This is a genomic window from Cellulomonas bogoriensis 69B4 = DSM 16987 (genome assembly GCF_000767165.1).
Taxonomy (GTDB): Bacteria; Actinomycetota; Actinomycetes; order Actinomycetales; family Cellulomonadaceae; genus Actinotalea; species Actinotalea bogoriensis.
This window is the reverse complement of the sequence record NZ_AXCZ01000008.1, coordinates 19,938-37,202: the sequence shown is the minus strand read 5'-3', so window position 1 is coordinate 37,202 and position 17,265 is coordinate 19,938. Positions and strand designations below refer to the sequence as shown.

The 17,265-nt window shown below is 69.8% G+C and carries 17 protein-coding genes; all 17 read left to right on the top strand.

All coding sequences use genetic code 11. The features are described from left to right. Positions 1–7 precede the first annotated feature (7 nt). The 17 genes from N869_RS18845 to N869_RS01805 all read left to right on the top strand — a co-directional run bounded on the left by N869_RS18845 (position 8) and on the right by N869_RS01805 (position 17,262). Positions 8–121, top strand: coding sequence for a DHHA1 domain-containing protein (locus N869_RS18845; RefSeq protein ID WP_408606336.1), 114 nt, complete (start codon positions 8–10; stop codon positions 119–121). A gap of 42 nt (positions 122–163) precedes the next feature. Continuing rightward, positions 164–616: a Holliday junction resolvase RuvX gene (gene ruvX, locus N869_RS01880; protein ID WP_232229570.1), complete on the top strand. Its 453-nt coding sequence runs from the start codon at positions 164–166 to the stop codon at positions 614–616. Positions 617–719: 103 nt separating this feature from the next. Next, the gene (gene mltG / locus N869_RS01875) at positions 720–1,877 is read left to right on the top strand and encodes an endolytic transglycosylase MltG (protein WP_052104853.1); all 1,158 of its coding nucleotides are present in this window, start codon (positions 720–722) and stop codon (positions 1,875–1,877) included. Further along, on the top strand, positions 1,874–2,725 hold the full coding sequence (locus N869_RS01870; RefSeq protein WP_232229569.1) for a shikimate dehydrogenase: 852 nt from the start codon (positions 1,874–1,876) through the stop codon (positions 2,723–2,725). The genes mltG and N869_RS01870 overlap by 4 nt, the downstream gene beginning before the upstream one ends. A gap of 85 nt (positions 2,726–2,810) precedes the next feature. Next, entirely contained in the window at positions 2,811–4,484 is a 1,674-nt protein-coding gene (locus N869_RS01865) for a GspE/PulE family protein (RefSeq protein WP_035057028.1), read from the top strand. A 169-nt stretch (positions 4,485–4,653) separates the two neighbouring features. After that, complete coding sequence (locus tag N869_RS01860; protein ID WP_232229568.1) at positions 4,654–6,060, top strand: type IV pilus twitching motility protein PilT; 1,407 nt, start codon at positions 4,654–4,656, stop codon at positions 6,058–6,060. Between the two features lie 44 nt (positions 6,061–6,104). Next, positions 6,105–7,280, top strand: a complete 1,176-nt coding sequence (locus tag N869_RS01855; RefSeq protein WP_084136333.1) for a type II secretion system F family protein — start codon at positions 6,105–6,107, stop codon at positions 7,278–7,280. Between the two features lie 179 nt (positions 7,281–7,459). Further along, positions 7,460–7,882: a prepilin-type N-terminal cleavage/methylation domain-containing protein gene (locus N869_RS01850; protein ID WP_052104852.1), complete on the top strand. Its 423-nt coding sequence runs from the start codon at positions 7,460–7,462 to the stop codon at positions 7,880–7,882. 130 nt (positions 7,883–8,012) lie between these two features. After that, positions 8,013–9,362, top strand: coding sequence for a prepilin-type N-terminal cleavage/methylation domain-containing protein (locus N869_RS01845; protein ID WP_035057022.1), 1,350 nt, complete (start codon positions 8,013–8,015; stop codon positions 9,360–9,362). After that, a complete protein-coding gene (locus tag N869_RS01840) occupies positions 9,359–10,075 on the top strand; it encodes a PilW family protein (RefSeq protein WP_035057020.1) in 717 nt (238 codons plus the stop codon). Before N869_RS01845 ends, N869_RS01840 begins: the two co-directional genes overlap by 4 nt. Then, complete coding sequence (locus tag N869_RS01835) at positions 10,072–12,042, top strand: hypothetical protein (protein WP_035057017.1); 1,971 nt, start codon at positions 10,072–10,074, stop codon at positions 12,040–12,042. Before N869_RS01840 ends, N869_RS01835 begins: the two co-directional genes overlap by 4 nt. 9 nt (positions 12,043–12,051) lie before the next feature. Then, the gene (locus N869_RS01830; RefSeq protein ID WP_035057015.1) at positions 12,052–12,831 is read left to right on the top strand and encodes a prepilin peptidase; all 780 of its coding nucleotides are present in this window, start codon (positions 12,052–12,054) and stop codon (positions 12,829–12,831) included. Positions 12,832–12,910: 79 nt separating this feature from the next. Beyond that, positions 12,911–13,966, top strand: coding sequence for a type IV pilus assembly protein PilM (pilM, locus tag N869_RS01825; protein ID WP_052104851.1), 1,056 nt, complete (start codon positions 12,911–12,913; stop codon positions 13,964–13,966). After that, a complete protein-coding gene (locus N869_RS01820; RefSeq protein WP_035057010.1) occupies positions 13,963–14,655 on the top strand; it encodes a hypothetical protein in 693 nt (230 codons plus the stop codon). Before pilM ends, N869_RS01820 begins: the two co-directional genes overlap by 4 nt. Then, on the top strand, positions 14,655–15,428 hold the full coding sequence (pilO, locus tag N869_RS01815) for a type 4a pilus biogenesis protein PilO (protein WP_035057007.1): 774 nt from the start codon (positions 14,655–14,657) through the stop codon (positions 15,426–15,428). The genes N869_RS01820 and pilO overlap by 1 nt, the downstream gene beginning before the upstream one ends. A 92-nt stretch (positions 15,429–15,520) precedes the next feature. After that, complete coding sequence (gene aroC, locus N869_RS01810) at positions 15,521–16,741, top strand: chorismate synthase (protein ID WP_035057005.1); 1,221 nt, start codon at positions 15,521–15,523, stop codon at positions 16,739–16,741. Next, the gene (locus N869_RS01805; RefSeq protein ID WP_035057002.1) at positions 16,738–17,262 is read left to right on the top strand and encodes a shikimate kinase; all 525 of its coding nucleotides are present in this window, start codon (positions 16,738–16,740) and stop codon (positions 17,260–17,262) included. The genes aroC and N869_RS01805 overlap by 4 nt, the downstream gene beginning before the upstream one ends. Positions 17,263–17,265 lie beyond the last annotated feature (3 nt).

Here is a 17,265-nt window from a genome sequence, read left to right as displayed (position 1 = left end):
GGCCCAGGTGCTCGGTGGCGGCGGGGGTGGCAAGGACGACGTGGCGCAGGGCGGTGGGACGGACACCGGTGCGATCCCCGCGGCGCTGGACGCGGTGCGCTCCGCGGTCGGGGGGGCCTGACCGGTGCAGGTGCTTCCCCGGGGTGCGCGCGTCGGAGTGGACGTGGGCACGGTCCGCGTCGGTGTCGCCGCGAGCGACCCCGACGGGATCGTGGCGCACCCTGTGGAAACGGTGGCGTGCGTCACCCCAGGTCCGCAGCGCCCCGATATCGCCCGGATCAGGGAGATCGTCGCCGAGCGGGACGCGGCCGTCGTCTACGTCGGTCTGCCGCGGCACCTCTCCGGCCGAGAGGGCTCGTCGTCGGCGCTGGCACGCACGTACGCTGTGGCCCTGGCCGGCGCCCTCGCGCCGGTGCCGGTCCGGTTGGTGGACGAGCGTCTGAGCACGGTCACCGCCCACCAGGCCCTCCACGCATCGGGGCGTGCGGGCCGCCGGCACCGTGGGGTGGTCGACCAGGCGGCGGCTGTGGTGATCCTGCAGGCGGCCGTCGACCAGGAGCGCAGCACGGGTGCACGCCCGGGCGAGCTCGTAGAACCAGCCGCGGGGGAACGGTGAGGAAGACCAGCCCGCGGGGCACGGGCACGCACCGGCTGTACCGGACAGGAAGGCACGACCGGATGGCAGGCATGAGGGCGACGGGACGACGGGAGACCAGGCGGTGAGCGACAGCTTCCTCGACGAGGTCATCCAGCCGAACCAGGTGTCTGCTCGCTCGGCCCGTCGGGCCCAGCGCGAGGAGCGGATGCGGCGCCGACGTCGCCGCCGTCGCCGCAACGTGCTGGCACTGGTGATCTCCCTCGGCCTGCTCGGCGGCATCGGGTACGGCGTCGTGACCTACGTGCTGCCGGTCCTGTCGGACTTCGGATCGCCCGGTGAGCAGCAGCTCCAGGACTACCCCGGCCCCGGCCACGGAAGTGTCGAGGTGAACATCCCGGCCGGTGCCACCGGCTCGGCCATGGCGCAGGCCCTGCACGACGCAGGGGTCGTGGCGAGCACCCGGGCGTTCACGACGGCGTTCGCCGCGAACCCGGACGCCGAGCGGATCCAGCCCGGCACCTACCGGCTGGCCCTGGAGATGCGGGGGCAGGACGCCGTCGCGGCCCTGCTGGAGTCGGCCAACCGTGTCCAGATGCGGGTCACGATCCCCGAGGGGCAGCGTGTCGAGCAGATCCTCGAGCGGTTGTCGTCGGTGACCGCGGTGCCCGTGGAGGAGTTCGAGGCCGCGATGGAGGACACCGAGGCGACCGGTCTGCCCGGTGCCGCGGACGGCAGCTACGAGGGCTGGTTGTTCCCGCTCACGTACGACTTCGAGCCCGGGACCGAGGCTGCCGAGATGATCGCGCAGCTCGTGGGGCAGACCGTCGCCGTCCTGGAGGAGCGGGAGGTGCCGGAGTCGGAGTGGGAGACGGTCCTGAACAAGGCGTCGTTGGTGGAGCGGGAGTCGCCGAACGCCGAGGCCAGCCCGATGATGGCGCGCGCGATCGAGAACCGGTTGGAGCAGGGGTGGCCGCTGCAGATCGATGCGGCCGTGGCCTACGGCCTGGACAAGTCCGGGATGGAGCTGACCCGCGCCGACATCAGCTCTGACGCGACCGACAACCCGTACAACACCTACGCCCACAACGGGCTGCCGCCCACGCCGATCGCCTCACCGGGGCTGGACTCCATCGAGGCCGTCCTGAACCCGGCCGACGGCCCGTGGATGTTCTGGGTGACGGTGAACCTGGACACGGGGGAGACGAAGTTCTCCGAGACCTACAGCGAGCACCAGCAGTACGTCGCCGAGCTCCGACGGTGGGAGGCGGAGAACCTGTGAGGCGCGCGGCCGTCCTCGGTCACCCGATCGCCCACTCGCTGTCGCCGGTCCTGCACCGGGCCGCCTACGAGGCGCTCGGGCTGGACGGCTGGCGGTACGAGGCCCTCGACGTGACCGAGGAGCAGCTGCCCGACGTGGTCGCAGGCCTCGACGCCACCTGGGCGGGGTTGAGCCTGACCATGCCGCTCAAGAAGACGGTCCTGGGGTTGCTGGACCACGTCGAGCCACTCGCCGAGGTCGTGGGGGCGGTCAACACGGTGCTGGTGCAGGCCGCGGCGGGTTCCGCACCTGTGCTGGTGGGCGCCAACACCGACGTGCACGGGGTGGTCGCCGCGCTGCGTGAAGGGCTGGGCCAGGACGTGCGCGTCGGATCGGCAGCCGTGATCGGGGCGGGCGCGACCGCGGCGTCGACGCTGGCCGCCCTGGCCGAGATGGGGTGCACCCGGCCCCTGGTGCTGGTGCGGTCGATGGCACGCGCCGGCGGGACGATGCGCGCAGCGCACCGGATGGGCGTCGAACCGGACTTCCGGATGATCAACCCCCAGAGGGTCATGACCGCCCTGACCGCCACCGACGTCGTGGTCTCGACCCTGCCCCCGCACGCGGCGGACGTCATCGCCACCGACCTGGGCGCCACAGGCGCCACCGTCCGCGGGGTGCTGCTGGACTGCGCGTACGACCCTCGCCCCACAGCCCTGGCCGCGGCGTGGACGCGAGCCGGTGGCACGACAGTGGGTGGGGAGCGCATGCTCCTGCACCAGGCGACCGAGCAGGTGCGTCTGATGACCGGTCGGACCGCACCGGTCCGGGTGATGTCAGACGCGCTGGTCCGGGTCCTTCAGGGTTGAACCGGCGCTGCCGATAGATCAGAGAGCACAGCCCCCTGCTGCTCTCGGGTCGCCCCGGGTGCGGCGCTGCCCCGGAAGGACACCTGTGAAGCAGCTCGGCGACATCCTCCTGGACGAAGGGCTCGTGACCGAGGGCCAGCTGATGGCCGCCCTGGACGAGTCCGCTGCACGGGGGGAGTCCCTGGGCCGGGTCCTGGTCGAGATCGGGATGCTGTCCGAGGCGCAGCTCGTGCGGGCGCTCTCGGCGCAGGTCGGCATGGAGTTCGTCGAGCTCGCCGAGTTCCCGGTGGACCGCGGCGCGGTCTCGCTGGTCCCCGGGTCGATGTGCCGGCGGCACATGGTCCTCCCGATCAGCATCCGTGAGGGTGCGGTGGTCCTGGCGATGGCCGACCCGGGGAACGTCCTGGCGGTCGACGACGTGCGGTCGGTCGCACGGATGCCCGTCCGCTCGGTGGTCGCGACCCACGACGACCTCGTGCAGGCCATCGACCGGCACTGCCGCGCCGACGACGAGATCGACAACCTCGCGTCGTCCTTCGAGGCCAACCAGGTCGAGGAGGAGATCGACTTCTCCCGCATCGGGGACTCGATCGAGGACGACGCGCCGATCGTCCGGTACGTGAACCTGCTGGTCACGCAGGCGATCCAGGACCGTGCCTCCGACATCCACATCGAGCCCACCGAGACCGACCTGCGGGTGCGGTACCGGATCGACGGTGTGCTGCACGAGATGCAGCGCTCACCCAAGCACATCACCGGTGGGGTCATCTCCCGGTTGAAGATCATGAGCGACATCGACATCGCCGAGCGGCGCAAGCCCCAGGACGGCCGCATGTCGATCACGCACAACGGCCGCAAGATCGACCTGCGTGTGGCGACGTTGCCCACGGTGTGGGGCGAGAAGGTCGTCATGCGAATCCTCGACAACTCGACAGCGAGCCTGGACCTGCGGGACCTGTCGTTCCTGGAGGACAACCTGGAGACGTACCGGGAGTCCTACGTCAAGCCCTACGGGATGATCCTGGTGACCGGGCCCACCGGGTCGGGCAAGTCCACGACCCTGTACGCGACCCTCAACGCGGTGTCCAGGCCCGAGATCAACGTCATCACCGTCGAGGACCCGGTCGAGTACCGGTTGCCGGGCATCAACCAGGTGCAGGTCAACCCGAAGGCCGGGCTCACGTTCGCCGCGGCCCTGCGGTCGATCCTCCGGTCCGACCCCGACGTGGTGCTCCTCGGTGAGATCCGTGACCACGAGACCGCCCAGATCGCGATCGAGGCGGCGCTGACCGGTCACCTGGTGCTCTCGACCCTGCACACCAACGACGCCCCGAGCGCGGTGACCCGTCTGGTGGAGATGGGCATCGAACCGTTCCTCGTGGGCTCGGCCCTGGACTGCATCGTCGCCCAGCGGCTCGCGCGGCGCCTGTGCAAGAAGTGCAAGGAGGAGTACGAGCCGTCCGAGACCGAGCTGGTCTCTGCCCGGTTCCCGTGGGAACCGGGGGAGGAGAAGCCCCGGCTGTTCCGGCCGGCGGGGTGCTCGGCGTGCTCGAAGACGGGGTACAAGGGTCGGCTCGCGATCCACGAGGTGATGCGCGTGACGGAGGAGGTCGAGCGGCACGCGGTCGCGCACTCCTCCTCGGCGGAGATCGGGGCGACCGCACGGGAGCAGGGCATGATCACCCTCCGCGACGACGGGTGGACCAAGGTGCTGCTCGGCGACACGTCGATCGAGGAGATCCTGCGGGTCATCGCCTGACGGGGCAGGCCAGGTTCCCTCAAGAGCACCCCCCAAGACGTCGATAGGTACGAACGGGAGCGTCCGGTCGCCGGGCGCACGACCGGAAGGCCCAGATGTGAACGACCAGTACCCAGCCGCGGGTGCACCGCGCCACAGCATGCAGGGTCCCGCCCAGGGCGGTGGCTCGGTGCCGTCACCGGCCCCGAGCCTCGCGTCGAGCGGCCCCGCCCGTCCGGAGCGCAACGCCCGCATCGGCATGGCGCAGATGGTGCGCGAGGGCGACGTCGACCTCGACGCGGCCCTGCGGGAGATGATCGAGCGTGGTGCGTCCGACCTGCACATGACGTCGGGCTCGCAGCCGATGATCCGCCTGGACGGTGCGCTGCAGCCGCTGGAGGACTTCCCGACCCTGTACCCGGACGCGTTGCAGCGCAGCCTGTACGCGGTCCTGAGCCAGAAGCAGCGGGAGACGTTCGAGGAGAAGCTCGAGCTGGACTTCGCGTACGCGGTGCGCGGCATCTCGCGGTTCCGCGTGAACATGTACAAGCAGCGTGACTCGGTGGGTGCGGCGTTCCGCATGATCCCTTACGAGATCCGACCCCTGGAACAGCTGGGTGTGCCGCCGTCGGTCGCGAACTTCGCCGGCCTGCCCCGTGGGCTCGTCCTGGTGACGGGCCCGACCGGGTCGGGCAAGTCCACGACCCTCGCGGCGATCATCGACCTGGCGAACCGGACGCGCAGCGACCACATCATGACGGTCGAGGACCCGATCGAGTTCCTGCACCGGCACAAGCGGTGCCTGGTGAACCAGCGTGAGGTGGGTGCCGACACCCACTCGTTCGCGGCGGCGCTCAAGCACGTCCTGCGCCAGGACCCGGACATCGTCCTGGTCGGTGAGATGCGTGACCTGGAGACGATCTCGGTGGCGCTGACCGCCGCCGAGACCGGCCACCTGGTGTTCGGGACCCTGCACACCCAGGACGCCGCCCAGACCGTCGACCGAGTCATCGACGTGTTCCCGGCCCACCAGCAGGATCAGATCCGCACGCAGCTCGCGGGCGCCCTGCAGGGCGTGATCTCCCAGACGCTGTGCAAGAAGGCCAACGGGACTGGGCGTGCGGTCGCCACCGAGGTCATGATCGCCACGCCCGGGATCAGGAACCTGATCCGTGAGGGCAAGACCCACCAGATCTACTCGGCGATGCAGGCCGGCGCCGGTCAGGGCATGCACTCCATGGACCAGCACCTGGCCGAGCTCGTGCGCTCCGGCAAGATCACCTACGAGACCGGGTTGGAGAAGTGCCACCACATGGAGGACTTCAACCGCCTGGTGGGACGCACCTCGCGGATGACCCAGGGCGCCGGCGGGATGGCCGAGCCCAAGACGGGGGTGGGCACTGAGGCCCTGCCGCCCCTCCCGCCCCCGATGCCCCCACGCCCGGCACCCACCCAGCAGGGTTACGGGCAACCTCAGCAGCAGCAGCCCGGGTACGGGGCACCGCAGCAACCGTACGGCGGGCCTCCGCCCGGGTACCCGCCGCAGCCGCCCCGGCCCGGGTACGGCCCGCCCAACGGTCAGGGAGGTGCGCGGTGAGCGCACGCACGTACGAGTACGCGGTCCGCGATCGCAGCGGCAAGATGGTCAAGGGCCGCATCGAGGCGGCCAACGAGGCCGCGGTCGCCAACCGGCTCAAGACCATGGGCATGGCGCCCCTGTCGATCTCCGAGGTCCAGAACACGGGCCTCAACCGCGAGATCTCGATCGCCGGCCTGGGGGAGCGGGTCACCCTGAAGGACCTGGCGGTCATGTCCCGGCAGATGGCGACGATGATCTCTGCGGGTCTGTCGCTGCTGCGGACGCTCGCGATCCTGGCGGAGCAGACGGAGAAGAAGCCGCTCGCCAAGGTCCTCGGCCAGGTCCGCAACGACGTGGAGACGGGGTCGGCGCTCTCGGACTCGATCGCCCGCCACAAGGACGTCTTCCCGCCCTTGATGATCAACATCATCAAGGCCGGTGAGATCGGCGGGTTCCTGGAGAAGGCGCTGCTCTCGGTCGCCGACAACTTCGAGGCCGAGGTCAAGCTGCGTGCCCAGATCAAGTCGGCGATGACCTACCCGGTGATGGTGTTCATCATGGCGATCCTGGCCGTGGTCGGGATGCTCCTGTTCATCGTGCCCGTGTTCGAGCAGATGTTCACCGACCTGGGTGGGGAGCTGCCGCTGCCCACCCAGGTGCTCGTGTTCCTGTCCGAGGCGATGCGGTACGTCGCCCCGGTGCTGCTGGTGGTCGTCGTGGCGTTCTCCATCTGGTGGAAGAAGCACAAGAACGACGACGCGGTCCGGTCGAAGAAGGACCCTTTCATGCTCCGGATACCGATCTTCGGTCCGCTGTTCCAGAAGGTCGCGATCGCACGCTTCACCCGGAACTTCGGGACGATGCTGGGGGCCGGTGTGCCCATCCTGCAGGCATTGGACATCGTGGGTGAGACGAGCGGCAACTGGACCATCGAGGTGGCCGTCAAGGACGTCCAGGACAACGTGCGTACAGGACAGTCGTTGTCGGCTCCGTTGGCGCAGCACGACGTGTTCCCGACGATGGTGGTCCAGATGGTCGCCACGGGTGAGGACTCGGGGTCGATGGAGACCATGCTGAACAAGATCTCCCAGTTCTACGACGAAGAGGTCCAGTCGACCACCGAGCAGCTGACGTCCCTGATCGAGCCCCTGATGATCGCGGTGCTCGGGACCATCATCGGCGCCATGATCATCGCCCTGTACATGCCGATCTTCTCCATCTTCGAACTGGTCCAGTGACCCGTACGGGTGACGGCAGCGGCCTCTGACTGGCCCGACCGGGTGAAACTTCGCAGGTGACGGCCGTCACGGCTCAAGGACCTCGAGAAGCCCCCCGATGTAGGGGGGGTAGGGCTCGACAGGGCTGCAGGGCCCGGTCGAGATCAACCATTGAATCTGCCATCGAAGGGGAGCATCTCGTGATCGCTCGCATGCACAAGACCATGGAGGAGAAGGACCGGGGTTTCACCCTGATCGAGCTCCTCGTCGTCATCATCATCATCGGCATCCTCGCCGCCATCGCCATCCCGGCGTTTCTGAACCAGCGCCAGAACGCCTGGGCCTCGCAGGTCGAGTCCGACGTCCGTAACGCCGCGATCGCCGCTGAGTCGTACGCCGTCAACAACAACGGCTCGTACTCGGGTCTTCCCTCGGAGACCACTGCTTCGGAGTGGAGCGACGCGGGCTTCAACACCACGCAGGACGTCACCGTCACGGCGAACGTCGCCTCGGACGGGAACTCGTTCACGCTGGTCGGCACCCACACGAGTCTTGACTCTGGTTCAAGGACCTTCACGTACGACAGCACCACGGGTGTCACGACGGACTCCGCTAACCCCTGATCCATTGTGACGTGGACCGGATGTGGGCGCCGTCGCGAGACGGTTCCCACATCCGGTCGCATGTTCGGGGGATTGATCAGACGTCGGAGCTAGTGGGGTTCCTGTGAGGGGAGTCGGTGACGTGGGAGCGATGCGGAAGCGGCTGTACCAGTCGTCCGACGAGGGGCTGACCCTGGTCGAGGTCATGGTGGCGATGTTCATCTTCGCCCTGGTCTCGTCGGGGGTCATCTACACGATGCTCTCGGTCATGACGATCGGGCGCGACTCCCGCGCCCGCCAGGTCGCGACCCACCTGGCCGCCGAGGCCGTGGACCGGGCGCGCGAGGAGGAGGACCTCTTCGACCTGCTCGACACGACGTACACGCGTGAGCTCAACGGTGACGTGTTCACCGTGAGCCGTTCCACGGCGTGGATCTCGGACCCGGACGAGGACATCGTCTGTGGCGGTGGTGGTGGCCAGCTGCGGTACAAGCGGGTCAACGTCGAGGTGTCGTGGGAGAACATGCGCGCCGGGAGCGTGCCTGCCCGCGCGGACACCGTCATCGACCCGAAGACCCGCATCAACGACCCCACCAGGGGGACGCTGCTGGTGTCGGTGCTCAACGGCGCCGGTGAGGGTGCCGGCGGCGTGACGGTGACGGCCCAGCGCACCAACGCGGCGGGGTCGCCGGTGGGCTCGGCGCTGCCGGCCGTCACCACCGATGCGCAGGGCTGTGCGTTCATCCTGCGGGTCGAGCCCGGCAGCTACCGGGTGTCCATCAGCAGGCCCGGCTACCGTGACGTGACCAACGTCGAGAACCCCACCACCTCGACCGCCGTGTCGGCCGGCACGAGCGCCTCGGTGTCCTTCAACTACGACGCCGCAGCCACGTACCGGGTCACCTACGCCGAGGGCGCCGAGCCGACCCCCAGCGTGGCGCGCACGATGCCCACGACCTTCCTCAGCACCTACGGGATCGTCGAGCCCACCGCGCCCACGGGCACCAACCCCCGCAACTTCAGCGCCTTCCCCTTCGCGTCCGGCTACGACGTGATCGCCGGCCGGTACCGTGCACCGATCGAGGGCGTGTCCGAAGGATGCCTGTCGCCTGATCCCGCTGCATGGCCGGGAGGGGCGCGCTCGGAGGCTCTTGCTGGAGGCCCGGGGGAGACCGTGACCGGCCCTGTCCGCACCGGCCTCGTCACCGTGACCGTCACGCCGGGCACCACCGGGAGCCGGTTCATCAGGGCGGTGTCCGTGGGCAGCCCGCCCCCCGGTACCGAGGACCCGGGCTGCTCCGAGGGGTACGAGTTCATCTTCAACCCGGCACCGATCGACGGGGACGGCAACGCGGTCCTGGCGCTGCCGTACGGCTCCTGGCAGCTGTACCGGGGCACGTCGTCCAACCCGTCGACCCTCATCACCTCCGGTCAGATGGCTCCCATGAGCCGGGGGACGGTCACCGGGAACGTCCTGACGCTCGACCCGAGGTCCTCATGAACGCAGCGATCGCACGGCTTCGTCGCGAGGACGCCGGGTTCGGCCTGCCCGAGCTCCTCATCTCGATCTTCCTGTTCTCGGTCGTGACCGCCCTGGTGCTCACCCTGGTCACCAACTTCTCGCGCTCCTTCACGCGGGAGCGCAGCGCGGTCGACTCCACGAACACTGCGGCGATCGGCATGAACGAGCTGACGCGTGTCATCCGTTCCGGGACCGAGATCAGGCAGGACGGCACCGACAACCTCCCGGTCCTGCTGGAGGCCCGTCCCGATGACATCACCCTGCACGCGTTTCTCGACACCGACTCGATGAACCCGAGACCCATCAAGGTCAGGTTCCGCATCGACGAGAACCGTCAGCTCATCGAGGAACGGTGGAACGCCGACGCGGGGTCGGCGCCCTACTGGACGTTCGGCTCGCCCACACGCCCGCCGGACTCCAGCAGGCCCGTCGCGCGCCAGATCCCGGAGGACTCCCCGGCGCTCTTCAGGTACCGGTCCAGCACCGTGTGCGCACCTGCGTCACCGAACTGCAACGTCCTCGCACCGCCCGCCGGCGGTGCCCTCAACCTGAACGCCCGGCAGCAGGTCGCGGTCATCGAGATCCGGCTGAACGTCCAGGCGGACCCGACCGGCCGGGCTGCGCCGGTGACCATCGAGAACCAGGTGGGTCTGCCGAACCTGGGCATCGACCGAGTGGGAGCAGCACTGTGACCGACCGAGCCAGGCGCCAGCGCACCGCCGACGGAGACGAGGGAATCGCCCTCGTGACGGTCATTGCCGTCACGGCGGTCCTCGCGATGCTCATCGTCACCGCCACGACGTTCGCGATCTCGACACAACGGAAGGCCAAGTCGGACCAGGACTGGCACGGTGCCCTCGCCGCGGCCTACGCCGGTATCGAGGAGTACCAGAGCCGACTCGCGAACGACACCAGCTACTTCGTGTTCGGCAACCCGGAGTCGGAGTACACCCAGGCGTCCGGATCGACCGTTCGCCTGCCCGACCAGGCGAACCCGGCGTTCGGTGTCGGCGAGGGTGGCCCGTGGGCCGAGGTCCCGGGGAGCGACGGTACCGCCCACTTCCGCTACGAGGTCGACAACTCCGACTACTACACGACCGGGACGCTGCGGGTGCGGGCAACCGGACGTGCCGACGGCAGCACGCGCACGGTGGTCGCCGACCTGCGTCAGCGGGGCTTCATCGAGTTCCTCTACTTCACCCAGTACGAGATCATCGATCCTGAGATCAGCGGCTCCGACCCGGCGGCCTGCAACCGGTACCGCTACGAAGGTCGCAGCACCGCCAACCCCCCGTCCGGATGCGGGACGATCAACTTCATCACCGCCGACGTGATCAACGGGCCCTTGCACACCAACGACGCGATGCAGGTCTCGGGGAACCCGACGTTCAACGGTTGGACGACGACCTCCTGGAACACGACCGGCACCCGCTACCACGGGTCCGGCTCGCCCAGCTTCACCCGGATGCCCGGCAACCAGCCCGCGTACCAGGCGCCGCTCGGGATGCCGCAGACGAACGCGGAGATCAAGCGTGAGACCAGGCCTGACATCCCCGATCTGGTCCCCCGCCCCGGGTGCCTGTACACGGGGCCGACCCGGATCACGTTCCACTCCGACGGGCGGGTGACCGTCCACTCCCCGTGGACGCGGTTCACGAGCCCATCCTCAGGTGTCAACAACTCCAGCTGTGGCACCCCGGGGCCCACGGGCCTGGGGTCCGCCGGCGGTCAGACGTTCACCCCGCCGGACAACAACGTCATGTTCGTCCAGAACGTTCCTGCCGACCCCACCGACGCGAACTACTGGGCGCCCGGCGCGCCGGGCACCCCGACCTGCCTGCCCGAGGACCGCACGTCGTCCTCCGGCCGCAACGCTGCAGGCAACCCCGTCGGGTTCCCGCTGCCCGGCGAGTACGTCGCCAACAGCGAGGTCTACGGGTGCCGCAACGGTGACGCCTTCGTCCAGGGCAACGTGAACGCGAAGCTCACCATCGCCGCCGAGAACTACATCTACGTCACCGGCGACGTCCGCTACGTCGACAGCAACGAGAGCATCCTGGGTCTCGTCGGTCAGAACGCCGTCTACGTCCACAACCCGGAGCGCCAGACGTTCTCCTCCAGCAGCGGGACGGCCGTCGTCGAGACCCGGGAGAACCAGACCGTGGCCCAGTCCCGGAGCCTCACCGGTGCGTCGTGGTGGTTGATCGTCCCGTCCGTCATGTCGGGCAACAACTGGGTGTGCAACCGGACGAGTGGTTCGGGAAACTCCGGCATCTACACGTGCGAACGGACCGGAACGGTCACGAGCTGGAACTTCGGTCGCAGCAACGAGATCCTCAACAACTCCCAGTACGTCAACCGTCGGATCGACGCTGCGATCCTCTCGGTGGCGCACACCTTCATGGTGCAGAACTACGACCGTGGCGGTAACCGCGGAACTCTCGAGATCAACGGTGCGATCGCACAGAAGTACCGGGGGACGGTCGGCACCGGCTCCGGCGGGGCCGTGGGCACCGGGTACGGCAAGAACTACAACTACGACCTGCGTTTTCAGCACGTCGCACCACCGAAGTTCCTCTCGCCGGTCACCACCACCTATGGCGTGACCGTCTGGGTCGAGGTCCGTCCGGTGATGAACGTCGACGGCAGCTACCGGTAGTCGACTGTCATGGAGGTCCTCGTCTACGTCCTGGTGGGGGTGGTCGGTCTCGCGATCGGGTCCTTCCTCAACGTCGTCATCTGGCGTGTACCGCGGGACCGGTCGGTGGTCCGTCCCCGCAGCAGCTGCCCGGGATGCGACGCGGAGATCGCCCCACGTGACAACGTGCCGGTCCTGTCGTGGCTGCTCCTGAAGGGCCGGTGCCGACACTGCGGCGCCAGGATCCCGGTGCGCTACCCGCTCGTCGAGCTCGCGACGGCCCTGGCCTTCGTGGCGTTGACCTGGGGTCTTGGCTTCCGACCGGATCTTCCCGCGTACCTGTACCTCGCTGCGGTGTCGATCGCCCTGGCGATGATCGACCTCGACGTGCACCGGCTCCCGGACAAGATCGTGCTGCCCTCCTACGTGGTCGCTGTCGTCGCCCTGTCTGCGGCTGCCCTCACCACCTCTGGCATCGGGTCGCTGCTGAGGGCGGCAGCCGCGGGTGCCATCCTCTTCATCGCGTACTTCGCCCTGGCGATGGCCTACCCGAAGGGCATGGGGTTCGGTGACGTGAAGCTCGCCGGACTCCTCGGTCTGTACCTCGGATGGGTCGGGTGGGGGGCCGTGGTGATTGGCGCCTTCAGCGCTTTTCTCCTCGGTGGGCTGTTCTCCATCGGTCTCATCCTCGCGCGCCGCGCCGGCCGCAAGTCAGGGATCCCGTTCGGTCCCTGGATGCTGGCCGGTGCATGGCTCGGTCTGACGGTCGGAGAAACGCTGTGGAGGGCGTACCTCGACCTCGTGCTGTGACATCGCCCCGTCAATCCCTCAAGACCACGGCACCGTCGCCCGATAGAACCACTGGACGCACACGAGGTTCGGAGGATCTGTGGGCAAGAAAGTGGTCGTCGGTCTCGACATCGGGACGACGCACGTGAGAGCGGCCGAGGTCGACCAGGGGTCAAGCCGGTCCGGCCCCACCCTGGTGCGCTACGGGCAGGTACCCCTCCCGCTCGGCGCGGTGAGGGACGGTGAGGTCGCCGAGCCCGAGACCGTGGCCAGCGCCCTGCGTCAGCTGTGGGCGCAGGCGAAGTTCGCCACCCGCGACGTCGTCATCGGGATCGGGAACCAGCGGGTCCTCGTCCGCGAGCTCGAGCTGCCCGCGATGCCCATCGCCCAGATCCGTTCCTCCCTGCCGTTCCAGGTCCAGGACATGCTCCCGGTGGCGGTCGAGGACGCACTGCTCGACTACTACCCCGTCTCGACCTACGCCGCCAACAACGGGCTCATGGCCAAGGGGCTGCTCGTCGCGGCGACCAAGGACACCGTCCAGGCCAACACCCTCGCCGTCGAGACCGCGGGCCTCCGGCCGGTGATGGTCGACCTGAACGCGTTCGCACTCGCCCGGGTCCAGGTCCACGGCGACCTCGCCGACCGCACGGTGGCACTGGTCGACATCGGCGCCCGGATCACCACCGTGGCCGTCGTCTCCGGAGGTCGACCCGAGTTCATCCGGATGCTGCCCTCGGGTGGTCAGGACGTCACCGACGCGGTGACCACCGCGATGAACATCGCTGTCTCCGAGGCCGAGCAGATCAAGCGGCAGGTCGGCGTCGGGTACCAGGTGACCCCTGAGCTGCAGGGCGCCGCGGAGGCGGTCAGCTCCGTGACCCGCTCGCTCATCGAGTCGGTGCGCAACACCTTCGTGTACTACGCGGGCAACCACCCCGGCTCCGCGGTGGAGATGGTGGTGCTCAGTGGCGGTGGAGCGCAGATGCCGGGGGTCGGGCAGTACCTCGCCAGCGCAGGCAGGGTCCCGGTCTCGATCGGGGAGCCCCTGGCCCAGTTCAGGGCCGGCCGGGCTGCGCCGACCGGCGAGGCGTGGGACGCCATCCAGCCCGAGTGCCCCATCGCCGTGGGCCTGGCGATGGGAGCCGTGGCATGAGCACCCCCAAGGGCGGGATCCTCCAAGGGGCCAGCGCCGTGCCGCAGGTCAACCTCCTCCCGGCCGAGATCCGGGCCTCACGTTCGCTGCGGACCCTCAAGCGGCTGCTCGCGCTGGCCCTGGTGGGCGTCGTGGTCGCCGCCGCCGTCGGGTTCGTCGGTTCGATGCTGTTCGCCCAGGCCGCCGAGCGCGAGCTCGAGGCCGAGCGTGCCGAGACCGCGCGCCTGATCGCCGAGCAGCGCCAGTACTCCGAGGTGCCCCGGGTGCTTGCCGACCTCGACGCGGCGACCCGCGCGCGCCTCCTCGGGTCCTCCACCGAGATCCTCTGGGCGGGCTATCTCGAGGACCTCATGACGGTGTCCCCCTCCGACGTGGCGTTCACGAGCATCCGCACCTCGGGGGCCACCCCCATGCAGCCCGGTGCGACGGTGTCCAACCCGCTGCACCAGCCCTCGGTCGTCACGCTCGAGTTCCAGGGCCACGCGCTGGAGCTGCCCGACGTGGCCCGCTGGGCCGAACAGCTCGAGAGCATCCCGGCGTTCCAGGACGCGTACGTCACGTTCACCGGACGCACCGAGGGCTCGTCCGGCCCGCTCGAGGGGATCGAGTACTACGACGTGACCGGATCGGTCCAGGTGACCGACGAGGCCTACGCGCGGCGCTTCGACGCCGTCGAGGAGGAGGACTGATGTCTGCCACCAAGCCCGGCCCGTGGATCGCCGGGGCCGTTGTCGGTGCCGTCCTCGTCCTGGTGCTCGCCTGGTTCGTCGGGATCGGCCCCCAGCTCCAGCGCGCAGGGACGGCGCTGGAGGAGATCGAGAGCACCCGACAGCAGAACGACATCCAGGCCCAGCGCCTGGCGACGTTGCGCCAGCAGTTCGAGGACCTCGACCTCTACCGGGCCGAGCTCGCCGCCATCCAGGAGCAGATCCCGCTCGACGACGGTGTCCCGGACCTCCTGCGTGAGCTGGACGACGCCGCGGACGGCGCAGGGGTCACCGTCCTCAACGTCACGCCCGGGCGCCCGGAGGAGTTCTTCGCCGCGACACCGCCGGAGGCAGCGCCGGCGGAGCCCGAGCCGGAGGGCGCCGAAGGGGACGAGGCCACGGAACCCGAGCCCGGAGCGACCGGGCCGGCGCCCGAGCAGGCTCCGCCCAGCGGCGGCGTCCAGGGTTTCGTCGCCATCCCCGTGCAGATCACCGTCGTCGGCACCTACGACGACACCGTCTCGTTCGTGGACTCGGTCCAGGAGGGGCTCACCCGGCTCTTCGTCGTGACCGGGTTGACGGTCACCGGGCAGGAGGAGGCCGAGGCGAGCGGGGGACGGCCGGCCACCGAGCACGGCGACGCCGAGACCATCATCGACGGGTTCGTGTACGTGCTCCAGAGCACCCCCGGCGGCGAGGTCGCCGAAGGTGACGGTGAGTCGGCGCCGTCCGAGGACGAGACCATCGCGAGCTGAACGCACCCGTCACCCGCAGGACCCACCCAGGCCCACGTCCGCTGCCCGGACGTGGGCCCCGGTGCATGCGGGGCGCGTGGGATGATCGGCGCATGCTGCGTTGGTTGACGTCGGGGGAGTCCCACGGTCAGGCCCTGGTGGGCATCCTCGAGGGCCTGCCGGCCGGGGTCGAGGTGACCACCGGTGACATCCAGGGGGCGTTGGCAAGGCGTCGGCTCGGGTACGGGCGGGGGGCCCGCATGTCGTTCGAGCAGGACGAGGTGCGGGTGCTGGCGGGCCTGCGTCACGGGGTGTCGCAGGGCGGCCCGATGGCCGTCGAGATCGGCAACACCGAGTGGCCCAAGTGGGTCGACGTCATGTCCGCCGACCCGGTGCCCCCGGAGCGGCTCCTGATCGACGCGGGCACCGGGGACGAGCGGGAGATCGCCCGCAACCGGCCCCTGACCCGACCCCGCCCCGGTCACGCCGACCTCGTGGGCATGCGCAAGTACGGGTTCGACGACGCCAGGCCCGTCCTGGAGCGTGCCTCCGCGCGGGAGACCGCCACCCGGGTCGCGCTCGGCACGGTCGCGGCACGGTTCCTCGAGCAGGCCGTCGGGGTGCGGTTCGTGTCCCACGTGGTGGCCATCGGTCCCGTGGGCAGCCCCGAGGACGCGGTGCTCCCCACCCCGGACGACGTGCCCGCCCTGGACGCCGACCCGGTGCGGTGCTTCCACGCCGCCACCTCGGCGGAGATGGTCGCCGAGATCGACCGGTGCCACAAGGACGGCGACACCCTCGGCGGGGTCGTGGAGGTCCTCGCCTACGGGGTGCCCACCGGCCTGGGAAGCTACACCCACTGGGACCGTCGCCTCGACGCCCGCCTGGCCGCCGCCCTCATGGGCGTCCAGGCCATCAAGGGCACCGAGGTCGGCGACGGGTTCCGCACCGCCGCCCGGCGCGGCTCGGCCGCCCACGACGAGATCGAGCGCGACCCCGTCACCGGGCGCATCCGCCGCCGCACCAACCGCGCCGGGGGCGTCGAGGGAGGCATGAGCAACGGTGAGGTCCTCAAGGTCCGCGCCGCCATGAAGCCGATCTCCACCGTGCCCAAGGCCCTGGACACCGTCGACGTCGCGACCGGCGACACCGCCCGCGCCATCCACCAACGCTCCGACGTGTGCGCCGTCCCCCCCGCCGCCGTCGTCGCCGAGGCGATGGTCGCGCTCGTCCTCGCCGACGCCGTCCTGGAGAAGTTCGGGGGGGACAGCGTCACCGAGGTCGCACGCAACCACCAGGCCTACCTCGCGTCCATCCCCGAGGCCCAGCGGTGACCACCACCCGTCCCCGCGCCGTCCTCATCGGGCCACCCGGCTCCGGCAAGTCCACCGTCGCCCGTGCCCTCGCCCACGCCCTGGATCTGCCCAGCCGCGACACCGACACCGACGTGGAGCACACCGCCGGCAAGCCCATCCACGAGATCTTCGTCGACGACGGCGAACCCGCCTTCCGGGAGCTCGAGCGCCGCGCCGTCAGCACCGCACTCACCGAGCACCCCGGCGTCCTGGCCCTCGGTGGGGGAGCGGTCCTCGACGCCGGCACCCAGGACGCGCTCCAGCAGTACCGGGCCGACGGCGGCACCGTCGTGTTCCTCGACGTGACCCTCACCCACGCCGCGCCCCGCGTCGGGTTCAACCAGTCACGCCCCCTGCTCGTCGGGAACCCCCGCGCGCAGTGGCAGGCACTCATGAACGCCCGACGCCCCCTCTACGAGCAGCTCGCCGACATCACCGTCCTCACCGACGACAAGCACCCCCAGCAGGTCGCCGCGCACCTCACCGACCACCTGCGCTGACCA